Origin of the sequence: Neorhizobium sp. DAR64872/K0K18 (assembly GCF_050500175.1) — a bacterium.
GTDB classification, from domain to species: domain Bacteria; phylum Pseudomonadota; class Alphaproteobacteria; order Rhizobiales; family Rhizobiaceae; genus Neorhizobium; species Neorhizobium soli.
The window spans coordinates 2,922,138-2,947,647 of sequence record NZ_CP191446.1 but is presented as its reverse complement, the minus strand read 5'-3'; the positions used below and the strand labels follow the sequence as shown (position 1 = coordinate 2,947,647).

The window sequence follows — 25,510 nt, the reverse complement described above, 5'->3', positions numbered from 1 at the left end:
CAAACGTCTCTATTCGCATCCGGAGATCCCCCATGACGACAATCGAACCGGCTCCGATGGTGACGCCGACCAGGCCGCGGCGGTCCATGGCCGATGGCTTGCGCAATGGCTTGCCGAAGCTCGTTCTGGCGCCGTCCTTTGCCATCATTCTGGTGTTCGTCTACGGCTTCATTCTGTGGACAGTCTATCTGTCGTTCACCACGTCGAAGATGATGCCGATCTACAAGTGGGGCGGGTTCGATGCCTATTACCGGCTCTGGTCGCAGCCCAACTGGTATGTGGCGATGCAGAACCTCGCCATATTCGGCGTGCTCTATATCGTGCTCTGCACCGCGATCGGGCTTTTCATCGCGATCCTGATGGATCAGCGCATCCGCGCCGAAGGCGTCCTTCGGCCGATCTTTCTCTATCCGATGGCGCTGTCCTTCGTCGTGACAGGCACGGCCTGGAAGTGGTTCCTCAACCCGGGCCTCGGGCTTGAGAACACAATGCACAATCTCGGCTGGGAAAGCTTCAAGTTCGACTGGCTGGTGAACCCCAAGATGGCGATCTACACCGTCGTCATCGCCGGCGTCTGGCAGGCCTCGGGCTTTATCATGGCGATGTTTCTGGCGGGTCTTCGCGGTATCGACGGCGAGATCGTCAAGGCCGCCCAGATCGATGGCGCGTCAACCGTGTCGATCTATCGCCGCATCATCATTCCCATGCTGCGTCCGGTCTTCCTGTCGGCCTTCATCGTGCTCGCGCATATGGCGATCAAGTCCTATGACCTCGTCATCGCGCTCACGGGCGGCGGGCCGGGCAATGCCACCGAACTGCCGTCCACCTTCATGTATTCCTACACGTTTACCCGCAACCAGATGAATGTGGGCTCGGCCAGCGCCGTGATGATGCTGATGGGCATTACCGCGATCATCGTCCCCTATCTCTATTCCGAGCTTCGGGAGAAGAACCATTGAGCGCGATCCCTGAAAATGTCAGCGCCGGGTCGGTCCGCACCGTCCGCTATTTCATCTATGGCGCACTGATCATCCTTGCCGCCGTCTATCTGCTACCGCTCTATGTGATGCTTACCACGTCGCTGAAGTCGCTGGATGAGATCCGCGGCGGCGACATGCTCGCACTGCCGTCCGATCCGTCCATGGCCGCCTGGGTCAAGGCCTGGGGCGAGGCCTGCATCGGCGTCTCCTGCGTCGGCATCAAGGGATATTTCTGGAACTCGCTGAAAATGGTGGTTCCGGCTGTCGCCATCTCCACGCTGCTCGGCGCGCTCAACGGCTATGTTCTGACCAAGTGGCGCTTTCCCGGCCACAAGCTGGTGTTCGGGATGATGCTGTTTGCCTGCTTCATCCCGTTCCAGGCGGTGTTGATCCCGATGGCGCGTCTGCTGGGTGCGATGGGCATGTCGAACTCCACCGCCGGCCTCGTCTTCGTCCATGTGGTCTACGGCCTCGGCTTCACCACGCTGTTCTTCCGCAACTATTACGAGGCGTTTCCGGACGAGCTGGTCAAGGCTGCGATGATGGATGGCGCCGGCTTCTTCAAGATCTTCTGGCGCATTCTTCTGCCAAGCTCCGGCCCGATCATCGTCGTCACGGTCATCTACCAGTTCACCAATATCTGGAACGACTTCCTGTTCGGCGTCTCGTTCTCGTCGGGCGAGGCATCGCCGATGACGGTGGCGCTCAACAACCTCGTTTCGTCTTCCACCGGCGTCAAGGAATACAATGTCGACATGGCCGCCGCCGTGTTTGCGGCATTGCCGACGCTGTTCGTCTACGTCGTCGCCGGACGTTATTTCGTGCGTGGCCTGATGGCCGGCGCAGTCAAGGGTTGATCCAACATGAGCTTTCTCGAGATCAAGAATATCCGCAAGAAGATCGGCAATGTCGAGATCCTCAAGGGCATCGACATCGATCTGGAAAAGGGCGGCTTTCTGGTGCTGGTCGGCCCGTCCGGCTGCGGCAAGTCCACGCTGCTCAACGCCATTGCCGGCCTGCTGCCACCGACATCCGGTGACATCGTCATCGATGGCGAGGTGGTGACGGACCTGCATCCGTCCAAGCGCGACATCGCCATGGTGTTCCAGTCCTACGCGCTCTATCCGAACATGACGGTGGAGGAGAACATCGCGTTTGCGCTGGAGATGCGCGGCATCGACAAGGCGGAGCGGGAAACGGCCGTCGCAAGCGTGGCAAAGACCCTGCAGATCGAGCATCTTCTGAAGCGCCGGCCGAGCCAGCTTTCCGGCGGCCAGCGGCAGCGCGTCGCCATGGGCCGGGCGCTGGTTCGCAAGCCGCGCGTGTTCCTGTTCGACGAACCGCTTTCCAACCTTGATGCGAAGCTGCGCGTCGAGGTGCGGGCGGAAATCAAGGCGCTGCACCAGAACACCAACGCCACGATCGTCTACGTCACCCACGACCAGATCGAGGCGATGACGCTTGCGACCAAGATCGTCGTCCTCAAGGAAGGCATCGTACAGCAGGTCGGAACGCCTGCCGAAATCTACAATCTGCCGGCCAATCTGTTTGTCGCCGATTTCATGGGCTCGCCGGCAATGAACATGCTGAAGGGCAAGGTCGTCTCCGGCGGCGTCGCCCTTTTCGGCGGTTCGACGACGGTTGCCGTGCCGCCAACAGTGACGTCTGCTTTGCCCGCGGGCAAGGATGTCATTCTCGGCCTGCGCCCCGAAGCGATCACCGATTCCGGCCTTGCCGATCCGACGGCGCATGCGATTGCATTCGTTGATGCGCAGGTAACTATGGTCGAGCCGACGGGCTCCGACACGTTCGTGACCGGTCGGATGGACGGGGTGAATTTCACGGGACGCGCTCGCGCCGAAGTACCGGTCACGCTTGGCCAGACATTCCGCTTCGCCTTCAATCTCGACAAGGCCGTCGTGTTTGATCCGGAAAGCGGCAACCGCATCGGCTAAGTCCATGATCGGGCCAGAAAATTGACTTGACAAAAGACAATTTTCCTATCCCGAATCCGGTCGTTACGGGGCAATAGGGAACTATTCCTGTCCGCCCCGTGTTTCCCTTGTGACTGAAACAAGGGAGAGATGCCATGTCGCTGACCCGCGATTTCACGCCCTACGATTCGCGCCGGACCGCTTCCGGCCACGTCTCGTCCGGCGCGCCCGTGCGCCGATCCTTCCCCAAATCCTGGGGTGCCGAACATGTCGGCGAAAACAGCGTTCTGTTCCGCCTCTGGGCAGCGGACATCGAGCGCCTGCGCCTCCGCATCGCCGGCCGCAACCGCGAAATGCTGCCGGCCGGGCAGGGCTGGTTCACGCTGACCGTCGAAGGCGTCGAGCCCGGCACGCCCTACCAGTTCGTCATGCCCGACGGTAAGGCGTTCGCGGACCCCGCATCGCGGGCGCAGGACGGGGGCGTCGATGGCCACTCGATGATCGTCGATCCGGCCTTCTACCGCTGGAACATGCCGGCCTGGAAGGGGCATGCCTGGGAAGAGGCTGTGATTTACGAGATGCATATCGGCACCTTCACGTCCGAGGGCACGTTTCGCGCCGCAGCGTCGCGTCTCGCCGATCTTGCCGATCTCGGCTTCACTGTCATTCAGCTGATGCCGGTCAGCGAATTTCCGGGCGATCGCGGCTGGGGCTATGACAGCGCGCTTCCCTATGCCCCGCATCACACCTACGGTTCGCCTGATGACATGAAGGCTTTCGTCGATGCCGCCCACCGGGTCGGCCTGTCGGTCATGCTGGATGTCGTCTACAACCACTTCGGCCCGGCTGGAAACCTGATCGTCTCGAACATCCCGTCTTTCTTCGATCCGCAGTTTATCACGCCGTGGGGTCCGTCGATCAACTTTGCCCAACCAGCCGTGCGTGCTTTCTTCATCGAAAACGCGCTCTACTGGCTGGAAGAGTTCAATCTCGATGGCCTTCGCATCGATGCGGTGGACGAGATCCTGGATGAAACGTCCGAGAAGCACATTCTGGTCGAACTGGCAGAGCGCGTTCATTCCGAAACGACGGGTCGGCGGCGCCATCTCGTGATGGAGGACCATCGCGCCATCCTGCGCAACCCGGAACGTGGCGGGACACCGGATGCGTTTGTGGCCGGATGGAACAACGACGCCTACCACGCCGCACATGTGATCGCGACAGGCGAGGCCGTGGGCCATGCCGCACCTTTCGCCGCGCAGCCGGTCGCCAAGCTCGCCGCTTGCCTTGCGCATGGCGGCATGCCGTCGCAGGACGATGACGAGCAAGACGCGAGGTCAGACGCGGGCGGATCTTCGCCGCTTACCTCGTATATCCACTTCCTGCAGAACCATGATCATGTGGGCAATCGCGCCCATGGCGAACGATTGATCTCCCTGTCGGAGCCGGGGCTTCTCGACGTCATGACTTCAATGCTGCTTCTGTCGCCGCAGGTGCCGATGATGTTCATGGGCGAGGAATATGGGGAAGTGCAGCCGTTCGCGTTCTTTGCCGATTACGAGGGCGACATCGCCATGACCACCTGGGCCAACCGGTTGATCGAGGCGGAAAAATTCGGCGGCCTGCCGGAAGGCGTCACAGAACCTTGGCAGTTGGACAATCCGAATGCGCCGGAAGCGTTCGAGAAATCGAAACTGCGCTGGGAGCGTCGCGACACGGCGGAGGGCTCTGCCGCCTACGGGAAGATCCGGGATCTGATCGGAAAGCGGCGCGAGCACGTGGTTCCAGGGCTTTCCGGCATGCCTCACAGCGTCGGTCGCGTTCTTGCCTCCGCGCCGGAGACGATTGCAATCGACTGGCAGCTGTCGGATCGTCTCGTGCAACTGCGTGCCAATCTGAGCGCGTCTGAGGTCGAAGCACCCGGCATTTCCGGGTTTGTGATCCACCGGGTGCCGGAAACCGTCGTTGCCGATGGAACTGGGCCGCTCGTCATGCCGGCAACGTCGCTGCTTGCCGCGATTTCGCGGCACTGAATATTCGAATATTCATCGGAAAGGTTACGGCCGCATCACCAAGTCCTTGGCCAGTGTTCCAAAAGCCGCTAGAACTCATGGCGTTGCTTTCAAAGCCAAGGGACGGGGCTAAGAATGGATCACCAGCGCGGCGGCTCTGCTGCCTGCCAACCTTCCCGCGCAACGGTCGTGCGGGATGGCTAGGTTTGCGCGGCTCTTCCCGACGGCACCGATCGGGGCTTATCTGATCGCGCTCGTCGTGGGCGTGGCTTTACCGCTGCTTGTCTTCGGCGCCTTTCTCATGCTGCAGCTGGAAGAGCACGAACGGGACATGCTCTCCTCGAATACGGCAGAAGACGCCCAGATGATCGCTCGTGCGGTCGACCGCGAGCTGCAGGACATGGCAACGACGCTGCGCCTGCTGGTCAGTTCTCCCGAGCTGGAGTCCGGTGACCTTCGCGCCTTCCACGAGCGGACCCGGTCGAGCCTGCGTTCCACCAAGCTTTTCGTGATCGTCGCAGACCGGGACGGACAGCTTCGGCTGAATACCCGCGTCCCCTTCGATACGCCGCTCGGCAAGACCGCCAACATGCCAGCGCTCGAATCCATGCTGCGCAGCGGCTTGACGGAAGCCTCCAGCATGTTTCGCGGCACGACCAGCGGAAAGTGGGTCTTCAACGTCGCGATGCCGCTGTCTGAGAAGACAAACGCCTCGGGCGCTGCGATGATCATCACGCAGAATGCCGAGGATCTGCAAAAGCTACTGTCCGTCGATGGCCTGCCGGATGGCTGGTCTGCCGCGGTCCTCGATGGCAGCGGTCAGGTCGTCACCTCGGTCGGTGCCGCAAAGATGGCGGAGGGCGCCAGGTTTCCCAGCGAAACTCTTCGGCTGATGACCGGTTTTCGCGGCACGATCGAAGATGTCGATGGTGCGGGCAAACAGATGTACGGTTATGCGCAGATTACCGGCTGGGCCTGGAAGACCGTCGTCTGGGGGCCGATCGCGTCCGCGCAGGAAAACATTATCTCCACCTGGCGGCAGCTCGTTGCGGGCGGCATCGTCTTTCTCGCCATAGCCATGGTCGTCGCCTACCTCGTCGCCTGGCAGCTGCGGATCCCGATTAGGCAGATCGCCGACATGGCCGAACGGATCGGCAAGGGCGAAATCGTCTCGCCGGTGGAGACCAAGATCACCGAGGCGAACCAGATCGCCGTCGCGCTTTCGAACGCCTCGTTCGACCGGAGCCAGGCGGAAGACCGTATTCATCTCATCCTGCACGAGCTGGTTCACCGGACAAAGAACATCCTCACGCTTGTCCAGGCTATGATGCGCCAGCTGGCACGCAAGGATACGCCGATGGACGAGTTCCAGAGGGCAATCAGCACCCGCCTCCAGGGTCTGGGGAAATCGATCGAGGCTCTTGCCGAAGAGCAATGGGGCGGTGTTCCGATGCATCGGGTCGTCGAGATCCACATGAGCACGTTTGCGGAAGCGGCGGACCGCGTCCAGATCCAGGGCGAGGATTTCGTGCTGAAGGCGGGAGCAGTTCAGAATCTCGGCTTGGTGCTGCATGAACTCGCCACCAATTCCGTCAAATACGGCGCATTGTCTGTACCCCATGGTACGGTACGGATCTCATGGAGCGATATCGCCGAGGAGACGGTCTCGGATGGAGACGGCGAGAGCCGTGGTGTGAACCTGCTTCTGGTCTGGGAAGAAAGCGGCGGCCCGACGGTAAAGCCGCCCACCCGCACCGGGTTCGGCACGACCATCATCAAGCGCCACGCGACCGCTGCATTCAGCGGCACTGTCGATATTGATTTCCGGCCCGGCGGCCTGGTCTGGCGGATGACGGTACCGCGTGCCAACCTGGAGCGCCCGGACGCTTCGGAAGGCTTGCGCGACGTTCCTCTTTAAGTTCTCTGGGTGTTTCGATGCCTGGGAACGAAGCGATATCCATCTCAGTTTAGCGGTTATGGATACGTTAGTCAGCACCATTGAAATTGACGTCGAGTCTCTCAAGACGATCGGCCTCACCTATGTCAACGATACCGAACCCGGCATTCGGCGGGAACGACGCGGCAAGGGGTTCAGTTATCGGTTGCCGGATGGTGGCTTGCTGGTCGAGGATGACCACCATACCCGCATTTCCGCACTCGGCCTGCCGCCAGCTTACGAAAACGTCTGGATCTGCCTTGATGCCAGCGGCCATCTCCAGGCAACCGGCTATGACAGCCGCGGCCGCAAGCAGTATCGCTATCACACGGACTGGCAGAATTTCCGCAGCGAGCGAAAGTTCGACCAGCTTGCCCAGTTTGGCGAGGCCTTGCCGCGCATCAGGTCCAGAGCTGCCCGCGATCTGTCGCATGGTCTCGACAAGTCCGAGGCGGTGATCGCAGCGCTTGTGGCGCTGATGGATATGACGCATCTGAGGGTCGGTAACCGCGCCTATGCCAAGGAAAACCGCACCTATGGCGCAACGACGCTTCTGAAGCGGCACATGATTTTGTCCGGCGACGGTATCCTTTTGAAATTCACCGCCAAGGGTGGCAAGCGGGTGCAGCACACGCTGAAACATCCGCGTCTCCAACGTATCCTGGAAGATGTCGCCGACCTTCCGGGACGCCAGCTGTTTTCGTTTCCCGATGAACACGGTACGCCGCGACCGATCGATTCTGGCCGGCTTAACGCCTATCTCGCCAAGGCCGCCGGCTTTCCGGTCACGGCGAAGACGTTCCGCACCTGGGGCGGAAGCCTCGCAGCCTTCATGTCAGCCTGGAATACAATGGCTGAGGACGGACACCGCCCCAAGATCAAGGCACTGTGCAACGCGGCTTCCGAAGCGCTGCACAACACGCCTGCCGTCTGCCGCACCAGCTACATCCATCCGCAGATCCTGGGCCTTGCCGAGGATGTCTCGCCGCTCGAAAAGATCATGAACGCGAAGACCCTGCCGACGGACGGCCGCCGTGGTCTGCGCATGAACGAGCGCCGGCTTCTGGCATTCCTGAAGCAGGAACAGACCTGACCGGACCGGTTCTCGCTCCATCAGCCAGCGTATGATCTCGTGTCACCCAGACAAGAGAAAGCCCGCACCGACCATGTCGGAGCGGGCTTTCGTTACCAGTCATCCTGCAATCAAGCGGCCTGTCTGTTGTGACGGCCTTCGTTGACTTCCTCGACGATCTTGTCGACGAACTGCTGCAGGTCGTCGGGCGACCGCGATGTGATGATGCCGTTATCGCAGACCACGGCTTCGTCCTGCCAGGACGCGCCTGCATTGCGAACGTCGGTCCGGATCGACGGGTAGGAGGTCGCCTTGCGGCCACGCAGGGCATCCGCCTCTATCAGCAGCCATGGACCATGGCAGATGGCAGCAACAGGCTTGCCGCTCGCCACAAAATCTCGCACGACGCTGATCGCCGTTTCATCCTTGCGCAGCACATCGGGATTGATCTGTCCGCCGGGCAGAACCAGCGCATCGAAATCGCTTGCCTTGACGTCCTTCGCTTCAAGGTCGACCGCGACAGAGTCACCCCAGTCGGTCTCGTCCCAGCTTCTGATTTCTCCAGACTTGATCGAAGCGATCTTCACGTCAGCACCACGTTTGCGCAGTTCATCGAGCGGAAACCGGAGCTCCGAGCGCTCATAGCCGTCGGTTGCAAGAATCAGGATGGAAGCGGACTTCATGTGAGCCATGTTTCACTCCTTTTTATTGTCATGGACTGTTGTCGTGGGCCGGCCCGGTTAAAGGCGGCCAGTCGAGAGATCCCTGCCATTGATAGACGCGGGGACACTGATCTCCTCTCGCGCTGTTCTGGGAAGCGGCAGTACGACGGCATCGGGCACAAGGACCCTAAGCTCTTGCGGGCTTTTGGCCGCAAGATGCTTTGGATGGCCGAAGCTGCGATGCGAAAGGAACCGGTTCTTCAGCATTGTCAGAACGTGATGCATGATGGATCTCCCGTCGTGAACACAAGGTTTTTCGCCCGGTCACTGGATGTCCAACCCGACCGGTGTCATTTCGTTCCAGATCTTACACGATGTAATGTTACGTTACTGAACGGCTCGAACGCGCCAAGCTCACAGGAAGTCTCGCCGATAAAAAGTTGGCGTCAGCGAAGAGGCCAGCCACAGTCATGTGTCGCTGGTGTCAGTCAATGGGATGACCGGTCGATCGCTAGATCGGAACGACCATCATGTAACAGGCCGCGATGACCATCACGAAACCTGCAGCCTCGATCCATTCCTTGACCATGATTGCCTCCCGCCACACTCCTAAAGCCTATCAACTGCGATACGGAATCATGGTTCCACGAAATGGCCACAAATGCGGCGAAACGGCCTTATTCATAAAATTTGATTAACTCTTGTCGGCTTCTGCCCTTGCACGTGCAGCTTCCAGCACCGAGCGCACTTCGCGGGCCATGGCGTTTTCGATCGCGAAGGCACCATCGGGGGAGAAACCAGGATCTTCCTCGTTGTCCTTGAATGTGGCGTCGTCACGCAGCCGCTGCACGAAACGGGTGGTCGTCAGCTCGCCGCCAATCATTGCAGCGATCAAATCGATCATCAGTTCGCGATGCGCGTTCAGCCGGCCTTCGAGCTCTTCCGGGGGCATGGTCGTCATGGTCTTCTCCCTGCTGTTATGGGTACCATTAGAGAGATAGGGGAGGCGGCCCATCCGGAAACGCGTGCCGCCCTCAAAATTTCGCGGGCAACTTGCGAAACCTCCTAAATTACAGGGCCTCTGGAACGAATTGCAGCCTCGCACCTTCTATAGGCGAAAGTTTCAATTGGTATGACCAGCGGGGAAATATGGATACGAAATCGAGCCACTTTGTCGTTCACCCGGGTTCCTGGCTTCAGCTGGGTGCAAATTACGACGGCGATGGCGTCAACTTTGCGATTTTCTCGGCGCATGCCGAGCGCGTCGAACTTTGCCTGTACGACCCGAGCGGCAAGGTGGAAATCGCCCGCCTCGAACTGCCGGAATACACCCACGAGATCTGGCACGGCTATATCCCCGGCCTGAAGCCCGGCGCCCTCTACGGCTACCGCGTCCATGGCCCCTATGACCCGGAAAACGGCCATCGCTTCAACCCCAACAAGCTGCTGATCGACCCCTATGCACGCGAACTGTTCGGCGACGTTGAGTGGAACGAGGCACATTTTGCCTATGATCTCCTTGCCGAAGACAAGGACCTGACCTTCGACGAACGCGACAGCGGTCCCTACACGCCGAAGGGCGTTGTCATCGACCCGAATTTCGACTGGCACGACAACAACCGTCCGAAGATCAGCTGGCCACAGACAGTCCTCTATGAAACGCATGTGAAGGGCTTCACCCAGCTCAATCCCGGCGTTCCGATCGATCTGCGCGGCACGTATGAAGGCATGGGGCACAAGGCGACGGTCGACTACATCAAGAACCTCGGCATCACCTCGGTGGAGCTGCTGCCGGTCCACTCCTTCCCGGATGACCAGCACCTGCTCGATCGTGGCCTGAAGAATTTCTGGGGCTACAACACCCTTAACTTCTTCTCGCCGGCCTCGCGCTACTTCGGGCCGAAGGGCATCCAGGGTTTCCGCGAGATGGTGCGGAACTTCCACGATGCCGGCGTCGAGGTCATTCTCGACGTGGTCTACAACCACACCGCCGAAGGCAACGAGCTTGGACCGACCCTGTCGTTCAAGGGCATCGACAACTTCTCCTACTACCGCACCATGCCCGACCAGCATCGTTACTACATCAACGACACGGGCACCGGTAATACGGTCAACACCTCGCATCCGCGCGTTCTGCAGATGGTCACCGACTCGCTGCGCTACTGGGCTGAAGCCATGCACATCGACGGCTTCCGCTTCGATCTTGGCACCATTCTCGGTCGCGAGCCGGAAGGCTTCAACGAGCGCGGTGGCTTCTTCGATGCCATCACGCAGGATCCGGTCCTTTCCAAGGTCAAGCTGATCGGCGAGCCCTGGGATATCGGTCCGGGCGGCTACCAGGTCGGCGGCTTTCCGCCAGGCTGGGCCGAATGGAACGACAAGTACCGCGATACGGTGCGCGAATACTGGAAGGGCGACAACGTCTCGACGGACTTTGCGGCGCGCCTTCTCGGTTCCGGCGATCTCTACGATCAGCGCGGTCGTCGTCCCTGGGCATCGGTCAACTTTATCACCGCCCATGACGGCTTCACCTTGAACGACATGGTTTCGTACAACGAGAAGCACAACGACGAGAACGGCGAGGACAATAACGACGGCCATAACGACAACCGTAGCTACAATTACGGTGAGGAAGGCCCGACGGAAGACGAGGGCATCAACGCGGTGCGTGAGCGCCAGAAGCGCAACTTCCTCGCCACGCTCATGTTCTCGCACGGCACGCCGATGCTGCTGGCCGGTGACGAGTTCGGTCGCAGCCAGCTCGGCAATAACAACGGCTACTGCCAGGACAGCGAGATCTCCTGGGTTGCCTGGGAAAACCTGCCTGAAAGCAACGAGCAGCTGCGCGAGTTTACCCGCCAGATCATCAAGCTCCGGCACGAGCAGCCATTGCTGCGCCGCGAGAACTGGCGCGATGGCATGGACATCAAGTGGTTCAACGCCGGCGGTGGTTTCCAGACCTCCGAACAGTGGGACGAAGGCTCGACGATCGGTCTGTACATTGGCCGTGGCGACCTGAAGGAAGAGGAAGGCATCTGGCACGACGTGCTGCTGCTGTTCAACCCGTTCGAAGGCAACGTGCCGTTCCAGATCCCGCAGTTCGGCGAAGGTGGCTGGGTGCTGGAGATGACCACATCGGATTATTCCAAGAAGGGTCTCGTGATCACCAAGGAACGGGACTTCGAACTCGAAGGCCGCAGCCTGGCACTGTTCCGCCGTCCGTGATGGCAGCCTGAATACTCTGATCTCCAAGCCCCGCCGGTCTCCGGCGGGGTTTTTCGTTTGGGTGGTATGCCCCAAGGGCAGAACTCACCAGCCTTCAGCCGAACTCATTCGATGACAGCTTTTCCTCATGCTATGTCTCTGTTCACACCACGATGCAGGGAAGGGAAGCACAGTATGTCGGCAGAAAAGGTAGCGATCGTCACAGCGGGCGGAAGCGGTATGGGAGCGGCGTCTGCGAAGAAGCTCGCGGCCGATGGGTTCAAGGTAGCGATCCTCTCCTCGTCCGGTAAGGGTGAGGTCTTGGCGCAGGAACTCGGGGGACTCGGCATCACCGGCTCCAACCAGTCCAACGACGATCTCAAGCGGCTCGTTGATGCGACTATGGAGACATGGGGACGGATCGATGTGCTGGTCAACAGCGCCGCCCACGGACCGCGTGCACAGATCGTCGAGATCACCGACGACCAGTGGCATACCGGCCTCGATGTCTATCTGCTCAACGTCATCCGTCCAGTGCGGCTGGTGGCGCCGATCATGCAGGCTCAGAAATCGGGCTCTATCGTCAATATCTCGACTGCCTGGGCGTTCGAGCCCTCTGCAATGTTCCCGACATCGGCCGTGTTTCGCGCCGGGCTCGCCGCTTATACGAAAATCTTTGCAGATACCTATGCGGCCGACAATGTGCGCATCAACAACGTTTTGCCCGGATGGATCGACAGCCTGCCGGCAACCGATGACCGGCGCGACAGCGTGCCGATGAAGCGCTACGGCACAAGCGAGGAAATCGCCGCAACCGTGGCATTCCTGGCATCCGAAGGTGCCGGGTACATCACCGGGCAGAACCTGAAGGTGGACGGTGGTTTGACGCGGTCGGTCTGAGACCTGCGGTTCTCGTTAGCCGAACGCTGTGTGCGCCGTGTTCGTCAAGGAATCAAACGACGCAGGTGCCGATCACGGCACCTGCCGGATCAGTAGCTCGCTCGTCGATCCGCGGAGGAGTTGCCGGCCTTGCGCACCAGGTTGGTGTAGACGGTGGCGTATTGCTGGGCGCTGCGCTCCCAGGAGAATTTCGCCTTCATCGCCTGGTTCTGCAACCGGGCCCACATTTTTGGTTCCTGGTAGGCGTGCATGGCCCGGCGCAGCGCGAGACGCAGTCCGTCGGTCGTCACAGGGTGGAACTGGAAGCCGGTCGCAACCCGTGCCGACATCGCCGCATCATTCGCATCGATGATGGTTTCCGACAGCCCGCCGGTGCGCGAGACGACGGGCACGGTGCCGTAGCGAAGCGCGTAGAGTTGCGTCAGGCCGCAGGGCTCGAACCGCGATGGCTGCACGATCGCGTCCGAACCGGCATGGATGAGATGCGCGGTCGGTTCGTCGTAGCCGATGTGGACGGCCATCTTGCCGGGATAGCGCGCAGCCGTATCCAGCAGCGCCTGTTCGATATCCTTGTCACCCTGGCCGAACACGATGATATGGCCGCCATTGTGGATGACCTCGTCCGCCGTATCGGCGAACATGTCGAAACCCTTTTGCCAGGTGAGGCGGCTGACGGCGGAAAAGATCGGTCCGTTGCCTTCAGGGTCGAGCCCGAACTTTTCCATCAATACGGTCTTGTTGTCGCGCTTGCGCTTCAGCGAGGAGACATCGTAATTGCGCGGAATATGCGGATCCGTTGCCGGGTCCCAGATGTCGAGGTCTGTGCCGTTGACGATGCCGCGCAACACGGTCACGCGCTCGTTCAGGACACCGTCAAGGCCCATGCCGAAACGCGGCGTGAGGATCTCCCTGGCATAGGTGGGGCTGACCGTGGTGATCGCGTCGGCCGTCAGCAATCCGCCCTTCAGGTAGCTGATGCCACCGAAATATTCGATCCCGTTGATTGAAAACAGCGAGCTGGGAAGGCCGATCGCGGGAAGGATGTCTGCGGAATACTGGCCCTGGAACGCGATGTTGTGGATGGTGATCACGCTCGGAATGGCGCAGCCCATTTCGCGCATGTAGACCGACGTCATCGCCGATTGCCAGTCATGGGTATGAACGACATCGGGTACGAAACCCGGGAGAAGCCCACCGGCGATTTCCGCCGCAGCCTTCGACAGAGCTGCGAAGCGCCGCCAGTTGTCGTGGTGGTCGTTGCCATGCTCGTCGACATAAGGTCCGCCAAGCCGGTCATAGAGTTCCGGCGCGTCGAGCACGAACAGGTTCAGGCCTTCGATTTTCACATGCAGCAGCGACGCGCGGGTACCGAGCAGGTCGTCGAACAGAGCAAGCGGCGTCACGCCGGAGCTTACCTGGGCCATCACTTTCGGATAACCCGGAATGAGCGTTATGGTATCGATCCCGAGGGCAGCAAGCGCCTTCGGCAGCGATCCTGTCACATCGGCCAATCCGCCGGTCTTGACCAGCGGGAAGATTTCCGAGGTGACCGACAATACTTTCATCGCGAAATTTTCCCCACTGCGTCCCCCAAGGCTCCGCTGCGTGCTACGCCCGGGAACGGCGTCCGACGAGTGCGAACGGTCAGTACTCTGACTGGCAACCGGGTCATCAACTGATGCTATTTCGATGGGGCCATCCAAGGGGCCGTACGCGTCCATCATGCCAACTCCCACCCTTGTCCATGCCATTTCACATCAGTGCCGGAGGGGAGACCTGTGTCAGCGACCGCCGAAATGGGAAAACCAGTCAGAGAAATACACGAATACGCAAAAGCCATTGCCGTCTTTCAGATGTAATGATTACCCCGCGGCAGAGACTGCCGCGGCCCGTCATGTCCGCTCTTGTCTGCGTGACCCGGCTGGCGTCAAAGGCCAGCCCGGCCTATCGGGACCGCTTCTTGGCAGGCTGTTTGCCCGCGGGAACCGGGGCCGGAGAAACCGGCACGGACTTCTTTTCGCTTGAGGCCTCGGAGGCGAGCGCTTTTTTCGATTTTTCGGACCCCGCCGCCGCTGACTTGGCAGGCTTAGCTGCTTTGGCGGTGGATTCCTTGGCATTTGCGGTGGGCAGTTTCGGCGCGGATGCTGCAGGCTGTTCGTGGGCGGCCGGTGCCGACGCAGTCGGCTTCAGCGTCGCAAACTCCAGTTTGGCGCGCTCCCAGTGCTCCGTATCTTTGCCTGAAGGATACCCCTCTTCCTCCCAGAGCGCATACGCGCGGTGCTTGATCCAGTCTTGTTCGGAATCAGCCATCTTTGTCTCCATTCACCCAAAAGCCGAAACGACCTTGTTGGGAATAAGTTCCATGGATTTCACGACAGAAATTCGATTGATTCAAATCGTGTTGGCACAAACAACCGACCGGACGGAACTATTCGAGGAGTTACGCGTTCGAGACCGCCGGGAGGAGACGCTGCAATGCAAAACTACTGCGATATTGTTCCAGACGCAACGGGCTGGGTCTATGTAATTGACGGGGTACATTCAACTTCGTACTTCCATACAGTGGAACTTGCCGTGGAGGCGGCGAAGGTCCAACTGCTGCGGCGTGGACGATTCCATGCCGGAGTTTTCCGCAGGCTTGGTGTGGATGGAAAGATGGCTCCGATCGAAATGCTGCCGAAATCCGGCATTCCGAAAGCCGCTTACCATAGTTGATTGACACCATTTTCTAGCTGCCACGTCATTCATACGTCTTCGCAATCCTGTGGGACTGCGGAGCGTTTTGTTTTGGCGATAGTCCGGGCGCCGATGTCGCTGGTCGCAACTCAATCCAAAAAAGTCCGGCATGTGCCGGACCTTTTCGTTTTTCTGGCGTCACGTTCGCGAAGAAGCGCCCGATCTGGTGACCGGGCGTTTGTCGCTGTGGCGATCAGGCTGCCTTCTTGGCAGCGGCGTTGACGGTGGACTGTGCCAGTGCAGACAGCGCTTCGTCGGTCTTGCTTTCTTCGGCAAGCGTCTCGTCGAGAAGCTTTGCTACGTCCTTCAGGCCGAGTTCGGTCGCCCATGTGCGCAGCGTGCCGTAACGGCTGATCTCATAGTGTTCGACTGCCTGCGCAGCGGCCAGAAGGCCGGCGTCGAGAGCCGATGTGCCCTTGAATTCTTCGAGGATTTCCTCGCCTTCGGACAGGATGCCTTCGATCGCGTCGCAGGTCTTGCCCTGAGCGCGCTTGCCGATCAGTTCGAAAACCTGCTTCAAGCGTTCGATCTGGCCTTCGGTCTCTTCCTTATGGGTCTCGAAAGCGGCCTTCAGCTTCGGATCCTGGGCACCGCGGGCCATTTTCGGCAGCGCTTTCACGATCTGGCGCTCGGCGTAGTAGATGTCCTTCAGCGTTTCGTAGAACAGGTCTTCGAGGGTTTTGTCTTTAGCCATGGTGGATCTCCTTGAGAGTCGAATTCGCACCCAATGAACCAAAGCAGAAGCTGAAAGTTCCTCACATATTTGTGAAAAAGGTTGAGATGGGGCGACAGCTTGCGGTTGGTCCGCAGATCAGATGTTCGCGCATGCGCCGGCGGGCGCTCATCTCGAGGTCAGGCGGTCAGCTGCCTTTACCGTCGAGCTTTTCGGACAATTCCTTCTGAAGCTGCAGGGCAAGACCGAGCAGGCGATCGGGCACGTCTTCCTTCTCGATCTCCGCCAACAGAACGGAAACCTTGCGGTTGACGCTGCGTCCGAAACTCGCGTCTTTTTCTTCCACCGGCTTGCTCTGCTTCTTCATTCCGACCTCTGACGTCACCGCCACCGAAAACACCCTCTGCCGGACGCTTTCGCCCGCATTCCCGAGCCCTTTAGAAACCTCTTATACCAATAAGATTAATTTCGGATATCCCGAAAAAGTCACAGCGAAGAATGAAAAAGGGCGACCTCCTATTCGGAGGCCGCCCACTTTGTTCCAATGGTCCGGGTCGGTATCAGTTCTTCGGCGGCTCCGGGGTGCCGGCCGGAATGGACGTTATTGTTGCGGCGACCGGATCGCTCGCCGGAAACGTATCTTCCAGGCCCTCGTCGAGCTGCTGTTCGAGGTCAGCGTCGCTGCCCTTTTCGCGCGCCGACTGCTCAGCCTTCTTGGCCTTCCACTCGTCGCTCTGTGCGCTGTTCTGGTCGTTGTCGTTGGTTTTGTCGGTAAAGCTCATGACATTCCCTCCTTGGCGTTGCCGATGATGCTGAAAAAACGGCTTGCTGCTTCAGTTTGTTCCGGCAGGCCGGCAAGAGCCCCATATTTTCAAGGTGATCTGCCGGCAATCTCCGGGTGGGGTTGAGAGGGCGGAACCAAAATGAAGGGGCACGCGTTTGCAGAAGTCAATCCGGCCGTCGAGACTTGGGAGAGGTAGGCAACGGTGTCTGAATCACAGTTGAATGGCGATCCTGCGCGGGCAGATATCGTGAAGCTTATACCGGCGCTTCGTGCCTTCGCGCGTACGTTCTGCCGCAATACGACGGATGCCGACGATCTCGTGCAGGAAACACTGATGAAGGCGCTGGCCAACCTCGACAAGTTCGAGCGCGGCACGCGGCTGAAGTCCTGGCTCTTCACCATCATGCGCAACACGTTCTATACCCGATCCAAGATTTTAGGCCGCGAGGCTCCAGGGCTCGAAGAAAACGTGTCGGGCGATACGCCGATAGCTGCTTCGCAGGAAATGGCAATCAGGGCGAAGGAAGTTCGCGACGCTCTCGTAAAGCTGCCTCCCCATTACCGCGAGGTACTGACGCTGGTTGCCATTCTCGGTGAGAGCTACGAGGCAACAGCCGAAATCTGCGGCTGCGCTGTTGGAACTGTAAAGAGCCGTCTCAATCGCGCACGGCACCAGATCCTTCAGGAACTGGGGGAGGAAGCAAGATAACCCCGCTCGTCATCCAAACGCGGCTGCCCGAAGAGGCAGCCATCAATGCCCAGGAGCGCAAGGACATGAAGTTTGTACTGATCGCGACCGCGATCATGATTGCTACGGTCGCTCCTGTCTTCGCATTTATCTAGGCAGAAACGTCAAGGCGCCAAAGCGCCTACGCCGGATCCTCGTCGAGTTCGGGATAGTGTCGAAAGATGCCGCTCTCGTTGAAAGCGATGCGGCGCTTCGATTTGAGATAGGCAGCGACCCTCGGCCTTTTCCCAACGGCGTCGCGAAGTCTGGCCACGTTCGGATACCGGCTGTCCAGCGATGCCATCGCTCGCGGGAAAGCGTAGGTCAACCCTTCGGCGATCTGGAAGAGCGACAGGTCCACATAGGTGATGGCGCCGCCGACAGCCCAGCCTTCGCCGGTCGGGTTTGATCCGATCACGCCGTCGAAATAACCGAGAAACTTTGGCATCCGCTGCGCAAGAAACGCCTTTGTGCGCGCCTTGGCCTCCGGCTTCTGATCCTCGTAATAGTCCCCGGTGCTGATCGGATGGTGGGTGTCGTGAACCTCGGCCACGAAGTCGGTGATCGTCAGCTGCAGACCCTGCGCAAAAACACGCAACCGTTCGTCATCGGGAGCAAGCCCGAGCTTCGGGCCGAGATAGTGCAGGATGTTGGCGACATGCGAGACGACGATCTCGCCGTCTCTCAGAAACGGCGGAGCGAATGGCAGGTCGGGATAGGCTTGGCTGCCCTTCAGGTAATTCATCATCTTTTCGGACCCGTCCGTGGTTCTCGCCACGTCGAGATAGTCCGCACCGGCGTCTTCCAGCGCCAGTCTGACGAATTCGCCGCGACCCTGCAGGCCGTCCCAGTAGTAGAGTTCATATGCCATGGCTGTGCTTGCAATCCCTGTTTGAGTGGGTCGCCGTCGATCGCTGCGGCGTTCTCTTTCCGAACGAGCAGAGCGCCCGTTTGTTCTCGCACTTCTGCACGGCTGGCATTCCGTATCGTATCTTGAACATCTCCGGAGAGCGCTAGATTACCACGCGACACCGGCTGAATGTCCGGCTTGCCACCTATAATGCCCGTCTTCAGTTCGGAACGGAAACCACCATGGCTCTCAAGATCACCGCCATCATCTTCACCCTGCTCGGGCTCGCTCTCGCCATCGGCGGCGGACAGCTCGTCATGCTGGGGGGTAGTGTTTATTATCTCATCTGCGGCCTTGCCTTTGTGCTGACCGCCATTCTGCTTTTCCTTAAGAAACGCGCGGCACTGCATGTCTATGCCGGTATTGTCATCGTTTCGCTCGTCTGGGCGCTTTGGGAAGTCGGTTTCGACTGGTGGCAGCTCGGCCCGCGCGGCGGTCTCATCATCGTCCTCGGCTTCTGGCTGCTGACACCGTGGATCCGCAAGCCGCTCGGCTTTCTCAGCCCATCCGGCATGCAATACAGCGCCAGTGCCGTACCGCTGGCCATCGCCTCGGTCATTGCCGTGGTCGTCGCCGTCGCCTCGATGTTCTTTGACCCCTACGACCAGAGCGGTGAGCTACCGGACCAGTCGGTCGCAGCCGCCCCGAAGCTCGGCGGTGATGTGCCGGATGGCGAATGGCACCAGTATGGCCGCACGCCCTATGGCCAGCGCTATTCGCCGCTCGACCAGGTCAATGTGGACAACGTTGCCAACCTCACGGAAGTCTGGCGCTACCAGACCGGTGACGTGAAGCGGCCGGACGACGTGGGCGAGACGACCTATCAGGTCACGCCGCTCAAGGTCGGCAGCTCGCTTTATCTCTGCACGCCGCACAATCTCGCCATCGCGCTCGATGCGACGACCGGCAAGGAGAAGTGGCGCTACGACCCGAATTCCGGCATGAACCCGGACCGCCAGCACCAGACCTGCCGCGGCGTCAGTTATTACAAGGACCAGGCGGCCGCTGCCGGTTCCGCATGCGCCGAGCGCGTCTATCTCCCGACATCCGATGCCCGTTTGATCGCGCTTGATGCGGCCAACGGTCAGGTCTGCCCGGCCTTTGCGCAGAACGGCACGCTGCGTCTGGAAACCGGCATGCAGCACAATCCGGCCGGCTACTACTATTCCACATCGCCGCCTGCGATCGTCGGCAACAAGATCATCATCGGCGGCGCCGTCAACGACAACTACTCGACGCAGGAACAGTCCGGCGTCATCCGCGCCTTCGACGTCAACACCGGCGCACTGATCTGGAACTGGGATTCGGGCAATCCGAGCCAGACCCAGCCGATTGCCGAGGGCCAGACCTACACGACCAATTCGCCCAACAGCTGGTCGGTGTTCTCGGTCGATGAGGAACTCGGCCTCGTCTACATTCCGCTCGGCAACCAGGTGCCCGACCAGCTCGGCATGAACCGTTCGGAAAGCGTCGAGAAATACTCGTCCTCGATCGTCGCACTCGACATCAACACCGGTGCCGACCGTTGGGTCCGCCAGACGGTGCATCACGATCTCTGGGACATGGACGTGCCGGCCCAGCCGGTGCTGATCGACCTGTCGCGCCCGGATAATTCCGTGGTGCCGGCGCTGGTTGGCCCCACCAAGCAGGGCGACATCTACGTTCTCGACCGTCGCACCGGCGAGCCGATCTTCCCGATCACCGAAGAGCCTGCTCCGAAGGGTGCCATTCCGGAAGATTTCACGGCCCCGACCCAGCCCACCTCGGCCGTCTCCTTCAAGCCGGAGCCGCTGAAGGAAAGCGACATGTGGGGCGTTTCGATGCTCGACCAGATGGTGTGCCGCATCTGGTACCACCAGTATAACTACGAGGGTCGCTATACCCCGCCGTCGCTCAACGGCTCGATCATCTATCCCGGCAATTTCGGCACGTTCAACTGGGGCTCCGTCGCAGTCGATCCGGAACGCCAGGTGATGTTCGGCATGCCGACCTATCTCGCCTTTACCTCCAAGCTGGTTCCGCGTGCGGATATCCCGGCGAAGGGTCAGGACGAAAAGGGTTCGGAACAGGGCCTCAACCGCAATGACGGCGCACCTTACGGCGTGTTGATGGGTCCGTTCCTCGGTCCGTTGAACATTCCTTGCCAGGCACCGCCATGGGGTTATGTCGCCGGCGTCGATCTTCGCACCGGCAAGACCGCCTACAAGCATCGCAACGGTACTGTCCACGACATGACCCCGCTGCCGCTGCCGTTCAAGGTTGGCGTTCCCGGCATCGGTGGCCCGATGATCACCAAGGGTGGCGTTGCCTTCCTCGGTGCCGCCGTCGACAACTACCTGCGTGCCTATGACCTGAAGAACGGCAAGACGCTTTGGGAAGCCCGGCTTCCGGCCGGCGGTCAGGCGACGCCGATGACCTACGCGGTCGAGGACGGACGCCAGTTCGTCGTCATGGTCGCTGGCGGCCACGGCTCGGTCGGCACCACACCCGGCGACTACGTCATCGCCTACGCGCTGCCGCGTTAAGCGGCAGTCGCTCAGGCGGCCTGCTCTCAGCCAACAAAAAAGCCCGGAAGCGTCAGCTTCCGGGCTTTTTGCATTGAAGGCTTTCGAACCCTCAGGTGAGATGGCTGCCGGCTTCGGCGGTGATGCTGTTGCGCACCTCGGTCACGCCTTCAACGCTGCGGACCACTTCCTCGGCGCGGGCGATCTCGCGGGCGTCGGCGACCCGGCCTGCGAGGGCAATGGAGGTTCCGGTGACGGTGACGGTCACTTCGCTTGCATCAATGCCGCCCGCCGAGGCAAGCGCGTCGGCGACCTTGCCTTCCAGCTGGGCGTAAGCCGGGAACTCGACTTCGATCTCCGGCGCGGTTTCGTTAAACTGCGGATGTTTGAATACCATGTGACGTTCTCCCTGATGTCGTCGCGTCCAGCAGGAGATGAGGGCGAAACGACCCTCGAGCGGCACCTGCGGATCATCAGGAGATACAACGCGGCGCACAGCCGTTGGTTCAGCTCGCGCTTCCGAGCATGGTGGCGATCACGTCCGCCAGCTGGTTCTGGGAGAACGGCTTCGGCAATCGCGGCAGTTGCAGGCGGTCGTCCTCGCCGGGCGGCAGTTCGGCATAGCCGGTGGCCAGCACCACCGGCAGGCCCGGCCACTGGCGGTTGATCTCCGACGCGAGTTCGCTGCCGGTCATTCCCGGCATGGAATGGTCCGTGACGACGAGATCGATCGTATCCGTGCGGGCTAGCGCAGCCAGCGCTTCGCGGCCGTTATAAGCTTCGATCACCGTGTGGCCGAGATCCTCCAGCATCAGGGATGTGTTCATCAGCACCAGCGCGTCGTCGTCGACGGCCAGCACCGTCAGCCTCTCCTTCGGTCGCGCCGCAGAGAGATCCGAGGCGGGCTTCTTCTCCTCCGGGCAGTCTTCAAGACGGGCAACGGGCAGAAACAGGGAAACCGTGGTTCCCTTGCCCTCTTCGCTGTCGATCGAAAGCCGGCCGCCCGACTGCTCGGTCAGGCCCTGCACCATGGGCAGGCCGAGACCCGTTCCCTTGCCGACGCCCTTGGTGGTGAAGAACGGTGTGGTAGCGCGGGCAAGCGTTTCCGGATCCATGCCTTCGCCCGTATCGGAAACGCTGATCTTGACGTAGTGACCCGGCTGGAGCTTGTCGTCGCCTTGCGCGAAGTGCACTTCAATGGCGGTGATCGTCACGGTTCCGCCTGTTGTCATCGCGTCACGGGCATTGACGACGAGGTTCAGAAGCGCGCTCTCGAGCTGCACAGCGTCACTTAGAACCGGGGGCAGGCTGTCGGGAATGTCGGTTCTGATTGTGAGGTCCGATCTCAGCGAACGCTCGAAGAAATTCATCATGCCATCGATCAGACCGGCAACGCCGATCGGGGCCATGTGGAGTTCCTGCCGCCTCGAAAAGGCCAGCATGCGCTGCGTCAGCGCTGCACCGCGCTCGGCGCCCTGAATGGCGTTTTGCAGAAGCGGCATCAGCGACGGGTCGTCCGGCAATCTCTTCTTGAGGATTTCGAGGCTTCCCAGCACTGCCATCAGCAGGTTGTTGAAGTCATGGGCGATGCCGCCAGTCAGTTGGCCGATCGCTTCCAGTTTCTGCGCCTGGAACAGGTCCTCACGGGCGACGGTCAGCGCCTTCTGCGCCTCGACCTTTTCCGTGATGTCGCGGGTGATCTTGGCGAACCCTTTCAGCTCTCCAGTCTCGTCGCGGATCGCGTCAATGATCACATGCGCCCAGAAACGGGTGCCGTCCTTGCGGTGGCGCCAACCCTCGCCCTCGAAGCGGCCGTCCCGCAGAGCCGTTGCAAGATTTTTTGTCGGTTCGCCGGCGGCGCGGTCGTCTACCGTGTAGAACGTCGAGAAATGCTCGCCGACGATCTCCTCGGCGCGGTAGCCCTTGATGCGTTCGGCACCGTGGTTCCAGTTGCTGACATTGCCCTTGCCATCGAGCATGTAGAGCGCGTAGTCGCTGACCCCTTGCACCAGGACTTCGAACTGCCGCTCGCTGCGTTTCAGGTCTGCTTCGGCATTCCTGCGCTCGGTGAGATCGCGGGTGACCTTGGCAAAGCCGAGGAGCTGGCCATCGCCGTCGCGGATAGGATCGATGATGACATGCGCCCAGAAACGGCTGCCGTCCTTGCGAACCCTCCAGCCTTCGTTCTCGAACCGGCCTTCCGCCCCAGCAATCCTCAGTGCGCGTTCCGGCAGATGGTCGAGCCGATCTTCTTCCGTATAGAATCTGGAGAAATGCTGGCCGAGGATTTCGGATTCCTCGAACCCCTTGAAGCGCCGGGCGCCCGGATTCCAGCTGGCAATGTGGCCTTTCGGATCCAGCATGTAGATCGCGTAATCCGTGATGGAATCAATCAGAAGCCGATACCGCTCCTCGTTAAACGGGGATACCTGATGGCCTTCCTGCACGGTCTTCAACTTTCCCACCGCCCAAACTCAATATGCGATGTACCCCGAGCTTACGTCTCGAGGCGCCAGTGGGTCCACCATGCCTTGCATTGCAGAAAAATACGAGTGCCTTGACACAATGAGGTTAAAGATGAATAGTGACGAAAAATGAAATTCGTCAGTCGTTAATTGAAAGCCATTCCGTTATGGACGTTCCCGTCAGCACTCCCGAGGATACACGCCAGGAAAACGTGGTCCGCATCCTCGAAGCCGCCGAGCGACTGTTCAAGCATTACGGTTACGCCAAGACGACAGTGGCCGACATCGCCAAGGATCTCGGCATGTCGCCGGCCAATATCTACCGGTTCTTCGGGTCGAAATCCGAGATCCACAAGGCGCTTGCCAACCGCATGCTCGAGGCGAGCCGAGCCGTTGCCTGGGAGAATGCCAAACGCGCCGTCAGCGCCACCGAGCGACTGCGTGACCATTTTCTTCAGCAGCACCGCATCACGGTCGAGACGCTGCTGCACGAAAACAAGGTCCACGAGATGGTTGTCGTGGCGATCGAGGAACAGTGGTCGGTGATCGAAGACCATATCATGCAGCTTCGAGCGATCGTCGCAGGCCTCGTCGAGGAGGGGATTGCAATGGGAGAGTTCCGCGCACAGGACGCTGAGCTTGCCGCAGAATGCCTCTGTGATTGCACGGTTACGCTGTGTCACCCGCAGATCATTGCCGAATGTCTGTTTGAAACCCGGCGCGCCGCGCCGGCCGATGTCGTCGACTTCGCCCTCAGGGCGCTGAAATAAGAACCTGCGCTTGTCGCGCTCACCGTAACCCGCCTTATGGAGTGGGATCATGTCTTTCCGAGGAAAGTCTTTCGTCGCAGCCCGTCATTTTTCTTCCGCCTTGAAAGGCGTTGCAGTCGCTGCGGCGCTTCTTTCGCTCGCGGCATGTTCCGAAGAGAAAAAGGCCGAGGCGCCGGAGATCGTGCGGCCGGTCAAGGTGACGCAGATCGGTGCGCCGGATGAGGGCCGCAAGCTCGTCTATTCCGGTTCCGTGCGTGCCCGCACCGAAATGAATCTCGGCTTCAGGGTCGCGGGCAAGATCACCGAGCGGCTTGTGGATGTAGGCGACCGTGTCACGCCGGGCGAAGTGCTCGCTCGGATCGATTCCACCGATTACAAGCTTGATCTCGGCAGCGCCGAAGCCGATCTCGCATCGGCCACCAAGCAGGTCGAGATCTCGGGCCTCGCACTTCGCCGCGCGGAAACGCTGGCGGCCAAGGACGTCACGTCGAAATCGCAGCTGGAACAGGCGCAGCTCAGCAGCGAGCAGGCCTTGGCACAGCGGGATTCAGCGCAGTCTGCGCTCGAAAAGGCCCGCAATCAGGTTGCCTATTCCGAACTCAAATCCGACCGCGACGGTATCGTCACGGCCGTCAGCGCCGATCGCGGCCAGGTGGTGAGCACCGGCACCTCCGTCGTCACGGTCGCCGTCGATGGCGAGAAGGAAGTCCAGATCGCGGTTCCGGAAATGGATGTCTCGCATTTCAAGCCGGGCGACGGGGTCAAGGCGCGGATCTGGTCGTCTGCCGATCTCGTGATCGACGGCAAGGTGCGTGAAGTCGCGCAGAGCGCCGATGCCCAGTCACGCACTTTCGCGGTGCGGGTGAGCCTTCCCGCCGACCCGAAGATCCTGCTCGGCATGACCGCATCGATTGAGACTTTCGCCGGAAACGCGGTCAAGGCCTTTGCCATTCCGCTTGCAGCGCTTTCCAAGAAGGGTGACCAGCCGATCGTCTGGGTGGTCGATCGCGGCAAGGGAATTGTCGCGTCGCGTCCGGTTAAGGTGGCGGATTTTTCCGATGACGGCGTGCGCATCTCGGAAGGCCTTGCCGAAGGCGATCTCATCGTCTCGGCCGGCACCCAGTTCATGAAGGACGATATGAAGGTGAAGCTGCCGGAAACGGTCGCGACACGCTTCGGCTCGGTGTCGAGCCAGTCCACCGCTTCCGTCCAGCCCTGATATTTCCGGTTAGAGGATCAAG

General features: G+C 60.4%; 23 protein-coding genes. 13 read left to right on the top strand and 10 right to left on the bottom strand.

Going from position 1 to position 25,510, the window contains the following annotated elements:
• Positions 1-32 precede the first annotated feature (32 nt).
• The 6 genes from ACQY1P_RS19905 to ACQY1P_RS19880 all read left to right on the top strand — a co-directional run bounded on the left by ACQY1P_RS19905 (position 33) and on the right by ACQY1P_RS19880 (position 7,955).
• Complete coding sequence (locus ACQY1P_RS19905) at positions 33-959, top strand: carbohydrate ABC transporter permease (protein ID WP_082471979.1); 927 nt, start codon at positions 33-35, stop codon at positions 957-959.
• A complete protein-coding gene (locus ACQY1P_RS19900) occupies positions 956-1,837 on the top strand; it encodes a carbohydrate ABC transporter permease (RefSeq protein WP_430255075.1) in 882 nt (293 codons plus the stop codon). Before ACQY1P_RS19905 ends, ACQY1P_RS19900 begins: the two co-directional genes overlap by 4 nt.
• 6 nt (positions 1,838-1,843) lie before the next feature.
• On the top strand, positions 1,844-2,935 hold the full coding sequence (locus tag ACQY1P_RS19895) for an ABC transporter ATP-binding protein (RefSeq protein WP_092659538.1): 1,092 nt from the start codon (positions 1,844-1,846) through the stop codon (positions 2,933-2,935).
• 134 nt (positions 2,936-3,069) lie between these two features.
• Positions 3,070-4,947, top strand: a complete 1,878-nt coding sequence (treZ, locus tag ACQY1P_RS19890) for a malto-oligosyltrehalose trehalohydrolase (RefSeq protein ID WP_430255073.1) — start codon at positions 3,070-3,072, stop codon at positions 4,945-4,947.
• 175 nt (positions 4,948-5,122) lie between these two features.
• Positions 5,123-6,844 (top strand): sensor histidine kinase, encoded by a 1,722-nt coding sequence (locus ACQY1P_RS19885; RefSeq protein ID WP_062581949.1) that lies wholly within the window; start codon positions 5,123-5,125, stop codon positions 6,842-6,844.
• 85 nt (positions 6,845-6,929) lie between these two features.
• Positions 6,930-7,955, top strand: coding sequence for a DNA topoisomerase IB (locus ACQY1P_RS19880; RefSeq protein WP_430256749.1), 1,026 nt, complete (start codon positions 6,930-6,932; stop codon positions 7,953-7,955).
• Positions 7,956-8,065: 110 nt separating this feature from the next.
• Here ACQY1P_RS19880 and ACQY1P_RS19875 read toward each other — a convergent pair whose 3' ends face one another.
• Entirely contained in the window at positions 8,066-8,626 is a 561-nt protein-coding gene (locus tag ACQY1P_RS19875) for a type 1 glutamine amidotransferase domain-containing protein (protein WP_430255071.1), read from the bottom strand.
• A gap of 664 nt (positions 8,627-9,290) precedes the next feature.
• A complete protein-coding gene (locus ACQY1P_RS19870) occupies positions 9,291-9,557 on the bottom strand; it encodes a hypothetical protein (protein WP_192077734.1) in 267 nt (88 codons plus the stop codon).
• Positions 9,558-9,745: 188 nt separating this feature from the next.
• On the opposite strand from ACQY1P_RS19870, the gene glgX reads away from it, so the two are divergent.
• Complete coding sequence (glgX, locus tag ACQY1P_RS19865) at positions 9,746-11,821, top strand: glycogen debranching protein GlgX (protein WP_062461460.1); 2,076 nt, start codon at positions 9,746-9,748, stop codon at positions 11,819-11,821.
• 174 nt (positions 11,822-11,995) lie between these two features.
• The gene (locus ACQY1P_RS19860; protein WP_184654490.1) at positions 11,996-12,700 is read left to right on the top strand and encodes an SDR family oxidoreductase; all 705 of its coding nucleotides are present in this window, start codon (positions 11,996-11,998) and stop codon (positions 12,698-12,700) included.
• A gap of 89 nt (positions 12,701-12,789) precedes the next feature.
• On the opposite strand, the gene glgA is transcribed toward ACQY1P_RS19860, so the two are convergent.
• Both glgA and ACQY1P_RS19850 read right to left on the bottom strand, forming a co-directional pair.
• Positions 12,790-14,265, bottom strand: a complete 1,476-nt coding sequence (gene glgA, locus ACQY1P_RS19855) for a glycogen synthase GlgA (protein ID WP_430255069.1) — start codon at positions 14,263-14,265, stop codon at positions 12,790-12,792.
• Between the two features lie 379 nt (positions 14,266-14,644).
• Positions 14,645-15,010 (bottom strand): DUF2934 domain-containing protein, encoded by a 366-nt coding sequence (locus ACQY1P_RS19850; protein ID WP_430255067.1) that lies wholly within the window; start codon positions 15,008-15,010, stop codon positions 14,645-14,647.
• A gap of 165 nt (positions 15,011-15,175) precedes the next feature.
• Here ACQY1P_RS19850 and ACQY1P_RS19845 point away from each other — a divergent pair, with 165 nt between their 5' ends.
• The gene (locus tag ACQY1P_RS19845; protein WP_139283771.1) at positions 15,176-15,415 is read left to right on the top strand and encodes a hypothetical protein; all 240 of its coding nucleotides are present in this window, start codon (positions 15,176-15,178) and stop codon (positions 15,413-15,415) included.
• A gap of 214 nt (positions 15,416-15,629) precedes the next feature.
• On the opposite strand, the gene ACQY1P_RS19840 is transcribed toward ACQY1P_RS19845, so the two are convergent.
• The 3 genes from ACQY1P_RS19840 to ACQY1P_RS19830 form a co-directional block, all read right to left on the bottom strand.
• Positions 15,630-16,130 carry a ferritin-like domain-containing protein gene (locus tag ACQY1P_RS19840; protein ID WP_062461448.1) on the bottom strand — a complete coding sequence of 167 codons (501 nt, stop codon included), beginning with the start codon at positions 16,128-16,130 and terminating at the stop codon, positions 15,630-15,632.
• Positions 16,131-16,296: 166 nt separating this feature from the next.
• Entirely contained in the window at positions 16,297-16,476 is a 180-nt protein-coding gene (locus ACQY1P_RS19835) for a hypothetical protein (protein ID WP_062461446.1), read from the bottom strand.
• Positions 16,477-16,669: 193 nt separating this feature from the next.
• Complete coding sequence (locus ACQY1P_RS19830; RefSeq protein ID WP_062581961.1) at positions 16,670-16,891, bottom strand: hypothetical protein; 222 nt, start codon at positions 16,889-16,891, stop codon at positions 16,670-16,672.
• A 204-nt stretch (positions 16,892-17,095) separates the two neighbouring features.
• On the opposite strand from ACQY1P_RS19830, the gene ACQY1P_RS19825 reads away from it, so the two are divergent.
• On the top strand, positions 17,096-17,602 hold the full coding sequence (locus ACQY1P_RS19825) for a sigma-70 family RNA polymerase sigma factor (protein ID WP_244474083.1): 507 nt from the start codon (positions 17,096-17,098) through the stop codon (positions 17,600-17,602).
• Between the two features lie 160 nt (positions 17,603-17,762).
• Here ACQY1P_RS19825 and ACQY1P_RS19820 read toward each other — a convergent pair whose 3' ends face one another.
• Positions 17,763-18,491, bottom strand: coding sequence for a glutathione S-transferase (locus tag ACQY1P_RS19820; protein ID WP_430255065.1), 729 nt, complete (start codon positions 18,489-18,491; stop codon positions 17,763-17,765).
• 221 nt (positions 18,492-18,712) lie between these two features.
• On the opposite strand from ACQY1P_RS19820, the gene ACQY1P_RS19815 reads away from it, so the two are divergent.
• Positions 18,713-21,055 (top strand): glucose/quinate/shikimate family membrane-bound PQQ-dependent dehydrogenase, encoded by a 2,343-nt coding sequence (locus ACQY1P_RS19815; protein ID WP_430255063.1) that lies wholly within the window; start codon positions 18,713-18,715, stop codon positions 21,053-21,055.
• 91 nt (positions 21,056-21,146) lie between these two features.
• On the opposite strand, the gene ACQY1P_RS19810 is transcribed toward ACQY1P_RS19815, so the two are convergent.
• Both ACQY1P_RS19810 and ACQY1P_RS19805 read right to left on the bottom strand, forming a co-directional pair.
• Positions 21,147-21,431, bottom strand: coding sequence for a BON domain-containing protein (locus tag ACQY1P_RS19810; RefSeq protein WP_062461431.1), 285 nt, complete (start codon positions 21,429-21,431; stop codon positions 21,147-21,149).
• A gap of 109 nt (positions 21,432-21,540) precedes the next feature.
• Positions 21,541-23,481, bottom strand: a complete 1,941-nt coding sequence (locus ACQY1P_RS19805) for a PAS domain S-box protein (protein ID WP_430256747.1) — start codon at positions 23,479-23,481, stop codon at positions 21,541-21,543.
• A 185-nt stretch (positions 23,482-23,666) separates the two neighbouring features.
• On the opposite strand from ACQY1P_RS19805, the gene ACQY1P_RS19800 reads away from it, so the two are divergent.
• Both ACQY1P_RS19800 and ACQY1P_RS19795 read left to right on the top strand, forming a co-directional pair.
• Positions 23,667-24,269 (top strand): TetR/AcrR family transcriptional regulator, encoded by a 603-nt coding sequence (locus tag ACQY1P_RS19800; protein ID WP_062461428.1) that lies wholly within the window; start codon positions 23,667-23,669, stop codon positions 24,267-24,269.
• Between the two features lie 49 nt (positions 24,270-24,318).
• Positions 24,319-25,488 (top strand): efflux RND transporter periplasmic adaptor subunit, encoded by a 1,170-nt coding sequence (locus tag ACQY1P_RS19795; protein ID WP_113167111.1) that lies wholly within the window; start codon positions 24,319-24,321, stop codon positions 25,486-25,488.
• The last annotated feature ends 22 nt before the right edge of the window (positions 25,489-25,510 follow it).